Source organism: Janthinobacterium aestuarii (genome assembly GCF_046113285.1).
In the GTDB taxonomy this organism is placed as follows: domain Bacteria; phylum Pseudomonadota; class Gammaproteobacteria; order Burkholderiales; family Burkholderiaceae_D; genus Janthinobacterium.
This window is the reverse complement of sequence record NZ_CP142524.1, coordinates 2704453-2717101: the sequence shown is the minus strand read 5'-3', so window position 1 is coordinate 2717101 and position 12649 is coordinate 2704453. Positions and strand designations below refer to the sequence as shown.

Genomic DNA, 12649 nt, shown 5'->3' with positions numbered 1-12649 from the left:
CGGCGCATGGCGAAACGAAGAGGCTCTCTCCAATGATTCGAAACACTAAGAAAAATGGCACGGGGAAGCCCGCGCCTCAATCGAAGTCCACCGAGGCCAAGCCCGCAAGCGCCGGGCTCTCGCCACTGGAGGCGCACATTTTTGCTTTCGACGGGTTCTCCTCCTATGACCTCGTCCAGAAGGATGCCACTGACGCTTTGACAAACAAGGATGCGCTTAACGATGCGCCTCTCGAGACGCTCGCGGCGGTCTTTGAAAAGTGGCGCATCGCCGGAGAAACCCGCGATCGCAAGCAAGCGCCGAATCAGTTGTCAGCGAAATCAGCGACTGCATCTGGCGCCGGCGCTGCCGCAGCAGTATCACCAGTCGCACTCCCCTCACCCGTCGCTGTCGACGCAGCCGAGGAAATAGCGAAGAAAAGTCATCATGCGCGCATAGACTCAGCAATTACACATGCAAAAAAGCAAGTGCGCATCAAGGGGGATTCGATGCGCCAGCTTGGCATTAAGGACGGCGACATGGTCGAGATCGAGCTCAATGCAGAGCCCAAGGATGGCGACATCGTGTTCGCAGATGTCGTTGGCGTCGGCCGCGTGGTGAGAACACTTAAAATTATCGGTGGCGCATATATCTTGGTCGCCTCGAACCCAGCGTTTGAAGCCATTCCCGTGCTTGAGGAGTCGGACATGCGCATTCTCGGCGTCGTGGCTATCCCACCCATCAGCATTCACTGAACATCAAAACATAAATGGACTAGGCCGCGAGAGCATTGCTCTTGCGGCCTAGTCCACTACACACCTGACGAGTCAGCGTCCCGGCCGAAAGCCAGTCCCGCGTTTGCCATTGCCGGCCAATCCCAAAGCAGCCATGGCGTCTTCAACGATCGTTGCGGCTCGCGCCCGCGACATTGCCTCGTCCTTCATCTTGCGGGCAAGATTGGTTTTTTCTTTCTCGTCTTTTTCGCGCTCTTCGAGTTCTGCGGCCTCCAACGCAGACAGGCAGTCGCGTGAGCAATACCACTCCACCAAGTCATCTATGCAGACCATCGGGGTGCAATTGAAGATTTGATAGGGAATGAAAAACTGTCTGTTCCGCATTTGCCGCCAAATGGTCGAGGGGGAAATGCCGAGAATGCTAGCCAGTTTAGTGACATTGATGAATGCCGACTGCACCTGAAAGTCCTTGACGAGCATGAGTTTCACGCGCATGCGCTCGGCTTGCGCCGTGGCCGCAAGAGAGAGAGTGCCAGCGTCGTCATCCTTCGAGCAGCGACATTCCCCTACGCAATTGCATTGTTTTCCATAAAAGCTGTTCATCTTTTCTCCGTTGGTGAATGGCCGTGGCCGACTGGCCCAGCCTTAGCACTGTCCACGGTTAGGAACTTCAGCCGCCCCGCCGACAGACGGCAGGACCGCGCCGCTCGGCCGCTCCAATACATTGAAAGGAATATTCCGACACTGCCCAGCAAACCTGTCAGGGCTTGACGGCGCACGCCTGTCATCGCAGGCGCCAAGCATCCGGCCTAATCGTTTTCCATTCCGGGAAGCCGATCACATGAAATCACCACGAGAGGAAAAGATGATGACAAACTATGGACAAGAAGGCGTAGCAATAGAGGCTCCGGCGCCAGAAGATGACTGGGATCTTCCGCAGCCGGCTCGGCCACGCAGTGCAGCCATTTATATTGCAACTCAGTCTGTCCCGGTTAAGAACATGCGGGAAACTGAGAAAATAGCTCTGCCGGCGGCTAAAAATTACCCTTTGCGCCTGCCGAGCTTCTTTGACCCTGATCGATGCCCCGCATTTATGGCAAGAAGCGCCCTATTTAGCTCCGGCCGGACCGTGCTAGGCATACCCCACGATGGCCCCGTAAAGGCACAGGGAAAATACGCGTTAACGCTCTGTGGCGAACGGCTGTATATGAGGGACAAACAGGTCTGGCATGCCGTCATGAACATCGTCAAGCGAGCGCCTGCCCATAATGTTCCTATCCGCATAGAGCTGGCGGCAATTGCAACGCTGATGGGGTCGTCGGACCACTGCGGCGGCGCCTTGCGACGGATCTGGCAAAGCGTCGAGCGATTGTCGCGCGCGACCATAGAAGTGACGCTTCACGACGGCCATGCCCAGACAGGGAAGCTGGTCGCGGCCGCCTATCGCCAAGAAAAGAAGTATTTTATTGAGATGGACATGCCATGGATGGCCGCGGCCTTGAGCCTAGACTATCAATTCAAAGTTAATTGTGGCCGCCGCAATGGGCTAGCTTACTCGCTCGCTCAGTGGCTCCATGATTTTCTATCCACCCACAAAAGCTTCCCTGGGCTCACGATCGGCTATATACGAGAACTGTGCGGCTTCGAGGGACAGCAACGGACGTTTCCAGCGATGATACTTACCGCTCTGACAGAGTTGAGAAACTCTGCAACCTTGCTTGTCGCAGACTTCGAAATTATCAGAAACGGGAAGTCCAGCGACTCTTGGACTGTTGTCATCACACACGGGCCAGAGCAGCCATCCTACTCTGCCCCGTCTTGGTATGAATCCTCCGACGAACCAAACGACCTGTCGTATCCGACGACTCGCAGGGTCGCGCTGTGAGCGTCCCGACCTGATTTGGGATGATCTGTTCATCAAAAAAACGGGCTGACGGGTTTAACGGAGCAGATGAATTTCCGGAATGCTCGCCAGCTCGGGTTTAATCAGGAAATTGCTCGTGTGCAAATGGGAAGTTCACCAAAATAACTCGGGTTTAATAGGAAAGATGCTCGGGTTCCAGTAGGAAGCTCCTCGGGTTTGAACCGGACGCAGGGCCTACATCTATAGATTATTAATAGATATAGAATAGAAGACCGTTGACCGCGGCTTTGCCTTTGGGCAAGCCGCGCCAACTCCCTACGCCAACCTCGAAGCTTCCGCGGCGCTCCCGCCGCGGACTTATTGGAATTCCAATCCGTGCCATCTGCGGAAATGCCGTGCTCGTCGTAATCGGCCCTTATCCTTTGTGAGAATAGATGACTTTTCATTATCGGCTTGGCCTAAGAGTTATTTGCGCAAGCCGAAGATCGAAACGTGAAAAGCCCCAACGTGAGAGCGATTACAATATAGATTGATGGCCAAACATTGGAGACTTTGCATGAAAATTTTCATCAGTTCACTAATCGGTGGATTCGAGCAGTTCCGAGCGGCAGCGCAGTCAGCGATTGTCGCCCTGCGCCACGAACCCGTAGTTGCGGAAGACTTCGGCGCGCAGGCCACTTCGCCCCAAATCGCGTGTCTGCAGGGATTGCGGTCAGCGGACTTGGTAGTCCTCATACTTGGCTCCCGTTACGGACATATCCAAGGCTCGTCAGGAGTCTCTCCTACTCATGAAGAGTATCTCGAAGCTCGGGGAAGCAAACCTATCTTGATGTTTGTGCAAGAGGGTGTTGAGCGAGACGATCAGCAGGCGAAGTTTATCTCCGAGGTGGGTGCTTGGCAGGCTGGACATTTTCGCGCAGGCTTTAAAACTGCCGACGAACTCCGGGACCTTGTTACGCGCGCCCTCCACGACTACCAGCTTGCGAACACGGCAGGGCCTCTCGACAAGGCTGCGCTGTCGGCTGCGGCTCTAAGCTTGCTGCCCAAGGCTCGGCAAAACAGCCATGCCTCCCCGACCCTCTTGGTCAGCATCGTTGGTGGCCCTATCCAACAAATTCTGCGGCCAGCCGAGTTGGAGGCTCCCGCTCTGGCCGAAGCGCTCCACCAACAGGCTCTTTTTATCGAGCCAAAACTGTTTGTCAGGTCGAAGGGGGTTGACTGTGGCATCGAAGGCGCTGCTCTCGTGTTGGAGCAGGAGCGCGGCGCTAAAATCCAACTTGAAGAAAACGGCTCGATTTTACTCCGCCTCTGCCTAGATCGAACAGAGCTCGACAATCGCAGCGGATTCGGCGCCTTTGCCGTCATCGAAGAGGACGTATTGCGAGAACTCAGCGCAGCCTTGGCATTCGGAGCATGGCTTTTAGACAAAATCGACCCGACCCAGCGCATTACGCACGTCGCATTGGCAGCATCGATCGAGGCGAGTGAGTATATGGGCTGGCGAACGCGAGCGGAGCAGGAAGCCAGTCCGAATTCCGGAACAATGCGCATGGCCAGCGGGAAACAGGCGCCGACCTCGTCCACCGATCGGCCGCGGGCTGCATTGCTCTTCCAAGCTGCAGAGCTCGCCGAGGATCTCATGGTGCCGTTGCGTCGACAGATGAAGGCGTGATCATCTGGCCGTGAGAGCGTTTTCTCGAACCTCTATACGGCTATAGCCATCCTTAACGCAGCGCGCCATTAAGCTGATGGGCTTTCATCTCAAACTGGATTTCTTCGCGAACCATGCTTCTCGCATGGTTCGTCGTTTCGGCGCAGAACGTTTTCAGTTCACATCCAAAAGTAAATATTTGCATTTCCGCCTACTTCGACGTTGACCGACCAGAATTCTAAACTGCGGCATCCCTCGAACACCGCTTTTAAATCAAGCCCTCTACACAACAAAATTACCGCTCATCGGATACTTCTCCGCTGCACTGCGCTGCACCGATTTAATTCATCTGCTTCATATGCCCCAAAAAACTCACATTACGCAATGTTTTGTGGCTCAAAAGATAATTTTATGTCGTTACACGACTGTATTTAGAGTGGTTTGAGAGAGTTTTTGGTGCTCCGCGAGGTAGGTTTTTTGTGTAGACGCGCCCGAAATCATAACCCGCAAGGCCTTGCGCTGCCTTCTCGTTTACGGGATTTGTTGTGTGTGGATGTAGCGCGGCATTAGCGCTGCTAAAACCCCGTTTATAGATCCGACATGCGGCCGGCAGAAAAGCCCATTCATCGGAAGTATGCGGTGCACCTTCAAACCAAACCCAGGAGAAAAATATGGCTACCATCGTTGAACGACCACGCAAGAACAAGCCGAGCACTTGGCAGGCAACCATTCGAGTCAAGGGCCAAACCTCAGTTGTGAAAACCTTTGAGCAAAGATGCGATGCCGAGGATTTTTCGAAGATTATCGAGGCAAAGCTTAAAAAGCTTGCGGAGGAACGATCGAAAAAAATGAAGCGCCTCGACAAAAAACAAGCTACGCTCGCCGGCCTGATGGATGAGCGCCTGCGAGACATTGTCCAAGCTTTTTGCGAAAGCGATGAATCTATTCCGCGACATAAAAAAACAGCGCCGACGATTTTGCGCGTGATTGGCAATATCACGCTCAAGGACGTGACGCCATTGTGGAATAAAAATTACATCGCACGCATGCTGACAAAAAAAACCCGGATTGGCACTACATTCAGCTATTCAACCATCGCGGTTCATCTGCAAATTATGTCGATGGCCTGCAGGTGGCGAGCGGAGACCCTCAACCTTCCGGCCCAGCAGCTCAACTTCTCCAAAAAACACTTCCCTAAACATTGGGAAAATAGGCGCACGCGACGCCTTTCCGAACCAGAGCAGCTACGCTTGGAGGCGGTCCTCAAAGCATGCAAGGCGCCATCTCGGAATCAATGGTTCCATCTCATGCAAATGGCGCTTGAGACTGGCGCTCGCTTGCAGGAACTTGTCTTGGCCGAATGGGATGAGTTTGACCTTGATAGAAGGTTATGGACGATTCCCGCGATAAAAACCAAGGGAAGAAAGGTTCGCGCAGTGCCGCTTTCTTTCAAGGCCATAGCCTTCATGCAGAATCTTCAGCAAGAGGCAGTCGCTGGCAACTCCCGGGTCTTCCATCTCTTAGGCCTTCCGCTCAGTGTTTCCTCAGGATTCCATAAATTTGTGACTAGGGCCGGACTGATTGATTTTAGATTCCATGATCTTCGCCACGAGGCGATCAGTCGGATGGTGCTCTACAAGCGCAAGTTGTCGGTCTTTGAAATCATGGCGATTGTCGGCCATAGCGACGTATCCATGCTGGTCCGATACGCAAATCTTAGGGGCGATGAGCTGGCCGAACGGATGGACTAACGCTCGGCTTGGGGTGGTTTCCCAGCCACCCCTTGTTTTCGCCCCTTTCTAGGCAAGGAAATTTGAAAAGCAAAGCGCCAAAAGCGAGCCAGCTTGCTATTCAATAAGGAGGTGTCATTTGCTTTCAATCACGAAAATAAATTCTGCATCGAACCAAGCTAAAAAAGGCCACAGTTCCAAGGGATACTTGCATTATCTTGGCGGACCTATGGACACGACGCGCCAGCGAGGAGACTTTGACGACTATGCTCGGGGACCTGATGGGGACTTGGGGCCTCCGCCATTCTGGACTGGTGGCGGCGCCGCACTGCTCGGGCTTTCTGACCATGCCGAGCGCGAGCATGTAGAGCGCTTGGCGAAGGGATTTCATCCTCTATCAGGCGAGGCCTTGGTCAAAGGTGCCGGCGACAATCATGTCATGGGGCTCGACATGACCTTCTCCGCTGTCAAAGATGTCTCGGCGATCTTTGCCGGCGCAGACAAAGCCACGCGCGATGCGCTCATCGCTTGCTTGCAGGACTCGGCAAAAAGCGCTCTAGCCCATGTGGAAAGCAACTCAATCACCAGGCACGGCCAAGGCGGCAGGGTAAAGCAGCAGGCGGGCGCCACGATCTCAGCCTGCTATACGCATTTCAGCAGCCGCGCCGGAGAGCCCCAACTGCACATCCATGGCTTCTTCTTTAACTTGGCCAAGCGCAAAAATAGCGCGGAGTGGAGCGCTTTGGAGCACCGCGCCCAGTTTGAGGCGAAGATTGCCACCGGCATTCTCTTTCGCGTCGAGCTCGCGAGCCGGCTGCGGGGCCTTGGCTTCGAAGTGGAGCCAGCAGGCCCCTACTTTACAATTCGCGGAATCGACCAGGCACAACGGGACGCCCTGTCGACGCGCTCCAAGCAAATTGCAGAATATGTGCGCGAATGCGGCATGCTTGAAGCGGATGGCGCTGTCGCGCGGGAAATTGCCGCCCTCAACACCCGCTCCGCCAAGGCCGAGCCCTCGCTGCCGGTTCTACTTGAAAGATTCAAGGAAATGGCCGCAAAGCTGGGCTTGACGCCAGAAGCCGTCGCCTCGATGCGGACCGGCCGCGACAAGACTGTGCATCCAGACATTGAAGCACCTTTTGAAATCGATCGCGACGAAGCGCTGGCCGAACTTTTGGAGAGCCGGTCGTGCGCGACCGCCCAAGATGCCCTCGCCCTCATCTGCGAAAAGGCCATGGGCCGCTGGAACGCGGAGGAATGCCTGGCAGAGCTTGAAAAGTTCCTGGCTCACTCCAATGTCGTTCAACTTGGCCGCACTGAGCACCTTACCGAGATCTTCACTTCGAAGGCCACATTGAATCTTGAGGCTTCGATCAGCGCCTCGGTGGAGCAGCTCTCCCTGGATCGAGCGCACCAGGTCGCCCGCTCCGTCGTTGGTGATGAGTTCGAACGCCTGGAACACGAGCTCAAAGCCAAGCTGGGAGTCGACGTCTCCCTGGACCAACAGCGCGCCGCGGCCCTGCACATCGCCTGCGACACAGGCCGGCATGCCTTCGTTGAGGGTTGGGCGGGAACAGGCAAGACGACCCTGCTGAAGGCCTTGGGTGTCGCGTATGCGGCCGCAGGGTTCAACGTCTCAGGCTGCTGCCAGTCGGCCGCAGCAAGCTTGAACTTGGCGCGAGAGGCGGACATACCTTCGCGCACGATCGCCAGCCTGCTCTTGTCGCTTCAAAAGGGCAGAGTGAAACTCGACTCCAAGAGCATCTTGATCCTCGACGAGGCTGGCATGGTCGGCTCCCGCGAATTTGGCCTCCTGCAAGCGGAGGCTATCAAGGCCGGCGCGAAGCTAGTTTCGGTCGGCGACGCAAAGCAGCTTCAGCCCATCGACGCGGGCGGGATCTTTCGGGCGCTCGCCATCCGTCACGGCAAGGCCGAAATCTCAAACATTCAGCGACAGCGGACGGACTTCGCTCCCCTGCTCACATGGCTCGACGCTCGCGGAAGCCTGTCGAAGCTTCAAGGCCAAGCCTTGCGCGAGGCACCGGAGGAGGCGCGGCTGCTGGCCCTCGAATCGATTTGCTCGGGCGACGCAAAGCTGGCGCGGGCTTTTGAAAAATGGAGGGACCGTTACGATTTCGAATGGATGCGCAAGGCCGTGGAGCTCTTCGCCACCGGCGAGGCTCGCGCCGGATTGGAGATGCTCGATGAGCGTGGCCGGCTCAAGCTGGTCCCAGGCCACTCTGCGACCGTTGCCCAGCTGATCGCAGCATGGGACCAAGACAATGCGGCCTTGCCGCAGAAGGCGATCATCGCCGGCACGCGGGCAGAGGTTGCGGAGCTCAATGCCAAGGCCCGGGCCGCTCTTGTCGAAAGGGGCATAGTTCGCGATGCGTATGGAATTGAGGCCGAGATCATCCACCGCGACGACACTACCGACATCAAGCGCTTCGCGCCTGGCGATCGCATCGTCTTTACCAAAAATGACAGGTCGCTGGGCATTTCAAATGGCGTGGCTGCCAGCATTGCGGCAATTGAGCGCGCCGCGGCCGGCGTCATGCTCGTGGTGGAGCTCGACGAGCCAAACGAGCGCCAGGAAAAGATTGTTCGCATACCCGCGTCGTTTGGGCGCTTTGACCATGCCTTTTGTCTGACGAATCACAAGAGCCAAGGGCGCACATTCGAATCGGCCTATGTCCTGGTGAATCCAGGCATGGCGGATCGCGAATGGAGCTATGTTGCCGCCAGCCGCTCCCGCTTCGCCACCACCATTTACGCAAACCTTGGCGCCTTGGGAGCTGGAGATCCCGAATCCCATCAACAGCAGGACGGAGCGCCAAGCGAACGAAGCAAGGCGATGGATGTCCTGGCCTTTGGCATGAGGCGCAGCCGCGCGAAGGGGACCACGCTCGATTATGAGTCGCCAAAGGCGCCAGCGAGCGCATCTTCCCCACGCTGGGCAACATCGTTCCGAAATCTCATTTCGAGGGCAATCCGGCGAATGCGTTCGGGCTCCCGGCCTTTCGGCCCCACTGCCAACGGCATCGCCAGTCCCAATATCATGGCCAATGTCGGCGCCATCTCCCCAGCGCCATGCTCTATCCGCTTCTCTCCATTGTCCACCTGGCTGCCCTCTTCCCCCATAGGTTTAGCTGTGCACTCCAACACTGGCTCTCGGGGCTCGGTCCACGGGCAAGTTCCATATAAAAGACCACCGGCTACCCTGCTCGGCGAGCACGACTTAGGGCTGAGTCGATAGAGATTTTACTTGTGGGGGGAAGTGCGAAATGACCGAAATGGCTGCTAGGAGCACTGCTATGACTGGTGTAAATGACGGGGTGATGCGTTGAACGAGAGAAATGTGACAAACCATGCGGAGCATATGAACGATATGAAAATGCCTATGGAAGCATCCGAGCAGCCTAGCAAGCCCAACCTATGGGAAAGCCGAGGCGTCTATCTTCAACTCAATCCCAAACGAAAGGCGCGGCTTCTTGAAATTGCCCGCTCAAGAGGAATCGAGGACTCCCCGCTCAAAGCGCTGGCCGCATACCTTGACGAGGCGCAGGACGGCGCGCGCGGATCATTGAAGGCAACGGAGTTCGACACTACCGGCGACATTGACGATCTGCGCTCCTTGCTTTGCGGCCGCATCGACAGGCAGGAACAATCCATAGGGCAGATTCATCACTTAGTAATGGTAAAAGAAAGCGCCAACAGCAATCCTGGCATGCAGTCTGCCCTGGCTGCGCCAACGAAAGAAGATATTCTGTCATATGAGACCCCATCACTTCTCGCGTGGCTCGACTCGCCCATGGCGGAAGGTGGCCTAGAAGTGTATAGCTTGGCGTTGCTGCAAGCCTGCTGGATTGCCACCAGGGCGGATGGCAGCGCCCTAGGCAAGATCGCCTTGGAGCTAAGTGTTGAGGCCTTGCACGTGGATGGATGCGCTGTAGACGACGGCGCTGAGATGCGAGTGGTTCTGGAAAATATGGACCCGCAATGCGCGCTAGCCGCTGGCATAGCGCAGGCCCCGTTCGATCCAATTACTCTTGTTTGCAAAAAAAGTGCTCAGGGCGGATGGCATATCGCCACCTTCCGGAGAAACAATGCAACTGGGCTCGGCGAGCAACTCGCTTGGCATCGCCAATAGCGTCAGCGGGGTGCTGGACACTCTCAAATCCTGTTATTCAGCGTCAAGCGCGGCCTGAAGCGTGTCAATGTCCATGCTCTCGTCAAACGCCACCGACCAAACAGCCACATTGCGCATATCGTCTGGCGAGGTGTCCACATAGCGCTCCACCGCGGATATGCCCGCGGACCAGACCGCAGGACAACGATGCTCCTTCAAAATAGAATCTACGCGCGGGCGTTGAGCAGCCGCAAGGATCAAATGGCCATTTTGAATTGTCAGTCGCTCTCCGGTCAAATCATCAATCATGCAATCCCCTTCATAGCCCAGCTCAGAAACGGGGCTACATATGACTTAGAGAGTGCTGGGAGGTCCATCTCAGCACTCATAGCAAAAGCATATACCAACGGTGCGTCAGGTGTATAAAATGGACTTACGAATCGCCCCGGACGCCCGTGGCTCTATGCTTCGCTCACAATGCCTTATCGATGTTGCGGAGCTTAATCTTGGGCTTGCGAATTCCCGAGTAAGCCGTGGCATCAGCTTTATACATTTTGGCCTTAGCTCGCAGCTCGTCCACCGACTCGATATCGATTTCCACCGTGCTCGCACATCCGTTCTCCATAGGTGTGAACGTGATGATGAATGGCTGGCGAGCGGTTTCCACTTTAGGAAGTATCGTCGAAAAAGTGGCTGTCACCACTTTCCTATCCTCGAATAATTCTATGGCTATTTTTTGCAACTTATCAACAGAGAGACCTTGTAAATTGCTGCCAAAACCCTTGAAACAAGCCGAACTCGTCGCAAAATCCAACGCAGCTCGAACTGTTCCTCCTGTAGGCGAATAGGAGCGATTAGTGCGTTTGTATTTGGGGGAGGCCATCTGGCTATTCTATGATAAAACCTCAATATTACAAGAATCGGCACGAGCGCCTCGATATTGAAGGAGCGGATACCGAATTCAATTCGTCCCGCTCCAACTCGCTGATGGCTCTTTCTAGGATCGGCGCGGCTCTGAGTGAGCATCGGTTGGCGTAATCACTCCAAGAGCAGCCAGCCTGCATGATGTCCCGAGGATCGAACTTCCTATGCGCTAGGAGGTGAGCGAGCACACCTTGATCGAGTTTATCTTCGACAGCGCTCAAAATCGCATTCTCGGAGATCAAAGCTCCGGCCTCTTCCAACGCCTTAAAGCATTCCAATTGCCCACGCCGGGCAGCTGTCTCAATCAAAGTCCACGGGCCATGACCTGATCCCCAGTGATAAAACATGGCGTCGGCAGCCAATCCAGAGTTTAAATGGCGACGCAGTGTGTGGGCATGGCCACGTTCTATGGCGTAGCTCGCCAAGCGAGCGAGCCGCTTGGCCTCGGTCTCCGAGCCCCCGCACTTGCCCCTGTAACTGTTGTTGACTTTTTTGCTGTTCTTCATATTTCCAGCATCTCAAAAATCCAATCGCACATCAAGTGCGAGTCAGATTAAAGGCGAAAATGGGATATGAGCCACTTGAAACGTGCGAGGCGTCACGTCACGCATGTGATCTGGACAAACAGAGGGGCTCCCTCAATTCTTATTTGAGAAAGTCATGGCGACGAAACCGACCATTCTCATAGGAGCAGGGTAGACAGCCCCACTAATCTTCCATTTTTATCAGAACTTGGCATTAGTGAGGTTGACGAACCAGAGCCGCGCATCCCCATCAATGGCTCCCTGATATCCCATTTTGACGAATAGGGAGGAAAAAAGGTAATCCCCATTGGAATAAAATGTAGCGTCTTCGCCTGTTGACCGCGGCAAAAGTTGCGCCGGAATTCGTGGCCCTGCTGTTCGGAGTTGCCGGGAAGAATACATTGAAGGAGACATAAGTCCGCGATAAGCGTTCATGGCGCCAATGGACAAATATCGGTCATCTGGCTTGATATCCACGCTGCAAATCACAACACCCTCAATTTTTTGCGATTTCTTCTCAGAGGTCCATATCATCGCAGTGAATTTGATGCACTCCAACGGACGCGCCTCCTTCGCTAATTGCGAATTTCTGGTGCTGGAATGCTCGCTTGACGCTAGTGTTTCAGAATAGTCATCAACATGGATACTCACGCGTGGCCAGTAATTCCCATAGCTCTCCAACGGGTAGCGCTCAAACAGCTTGTAAAGCGGAGTGCTCTCGATCGACTTCCCTACCCAGCGAGGATCTTTCGGGCGAGGACCGTCAATGATAATTCTTGACCCACTGATTACCTTGGGAGTGCCTTCACCGGCAGCGATAGTGGGGGCTGCTGGCCGGCTAGTTGGGTTAGTGGCAGTTGCCGAAGTCGGCACAGTCCCATTAAGCATGGCGCCCACCGTGTTGATGGCCTGCTGAAGCTGGACATTCGAGCCGCCCTGCATTCCGGGGTTGGCGCATGCGGACAGCACAAATGGGACGAGCGCAATCAAAGGCGCGGATAAAATTTTACGCATCAGTATTTCCTATAAGTTAATTAAAACAGATGAATGCTGTGGCCGCAGCAGCGGCAACGATCACTGGGCGAGGCGTGTGCCTTGCCCAGCGTCCTAGTCC

The 12649-nt window shown here is 55.2% G+C and carries 11 protein-coding genes; 6 read left to right on the top strand and 5 right to left on the bottom strand.

The annotated features are described in order from the left end of the window. Positions 1-32 precede the first annotated feature (32 nt). Complete coding sequence (locus OX462_RS12175; protein WP_409028515.1) at positions 33-734, top strand: LexA family protein; 702 nt, start codon at positions 33-35, stop codon at positions 732-734. 72 nt (positions 735-806) lie between these two features. Here OX462_RS12175 and OX462_RS12170 read toward each other — a convergent pair whose 3' ends face one another. After that, positions 807-1316, bottom strand: coding sequence for a hypothetical protein (locus OX462_RS12170; RefSeq protein WP_409028514.1), 510 nt, complete (start codon positions 1314-1316; stop codon positions 807-809). A 238-nt stretch (positions 1317-1554) separates the two neighbouring features. Here OX462_RS12170 and OX462_RS12165 point away from each other — a divergent pair, with 238 nt between their 5' ends. From OX462_RS12165 to OX462_RS12145, 5 genes are all read left to right on the top strand, one after another. Next, positions 1555-2598 carry a hypothetical protein gene (locus OX462_RS12165; protein WP_409028513.1) on the top strand — a complete coding sequence of 348 codons (1044 nt, stop codon included), beginning with the start codon at positions 1555-1557 and terminating at the stop codon, positions 2596-2598. 535 nt (positions 2599-3133) lie between these two features. Then, positions 3134-4249, top strand: coding sequence for a DUF4062 domain-containing protein (locus OX462_RS12160; protein WP_409028512.1), 1116 nt, complete (start codon positions 3134-3136; stop codon positions 4247-4249). A gap of 650 nt (positions 4250-4899) precedes the next feature. Beyond that, entirely contained in the window at positions 4900-5979 is a 1080-nt protein-coding gene (locus OX462_RS12155; protein WP_409028511.1) for a site-specific integrase, read from the top strand. Positions 5980-6187: 208 nt separating this feature from the next. Beyond that, positions 6188-9214: a MobF family relaxase gene (gene mobF, locus OX462_RS12150; protein ID WP_409028510.1), complete on the top strand. Its 3027-nt coding sequence runs from the start codon at positions 6188-6190 to the stop codon at positions 9212-9214. A 123-nt stretch (positions 9215-9337) separates the two neighbouring features. After that, positions 9338-10108, top strand: a complete 771-nt coding sequence (locus OX462_RS12145) for a hypothetical protein (protein WP_409028509.1) — start codon at positions 9338-9340, stop codon at positions 10106-10108. Positions 10109-10141: 33 nt separating this feature from the next. On the opposite strand, the gene OX462_RS12140 is transcribed toward OX462_RS12145, so the two are convergent. The 4 genes from OX462_RS12140 to OX462_RS12125 form a co-directional block, all read right to left on the bottom strand. Beyond that, on the bottom strand, positions 10142-10396 hold the full coding sequence (locus OX462_RS12140) for a hypothetical protein (RefSeq protein ID WP_086146503.1): 255 nt from the start codon (positions 10394-10396) through the stop codon (positions 10142-10144). A gap of 163 nt (positions 10397-10559) precedes the next feature. Further along, positions 10560-10970 carry a hypothetical protein gene (locus OX462_RS12135; protein ID WP_139842535.1) on the bottom strand — a complete coding sequence of 137 codons (411 nt, stop codon included), beginning with the start codon at positions 10968-10970 and terminating at the stop codon, positions 10560-10562. A gap of 28 nt (positions 10971-10998) precedes the next feature. Next, entirely contained in the window at positions 10999-11517 is a 519-nt protein-coding gene (locus OX462_RS12130; RefSeq protein ID WP_086146501.1) for a hypothetical protein, read from the bottom strand. A gap of 219 nt (positions 11518-11736) precedes the next feature. Further along, a complete protein-coding gene (locus OX462_RS12125; RefSeq protein ID WP_409028508.1) occupies positions 11737-12549 on the bottom strand; it encodes a hypothetical protein in 813 nt (270 codons plus the stop codon). Positions 12550-12649: the final 100 nt, after the last annotated feature.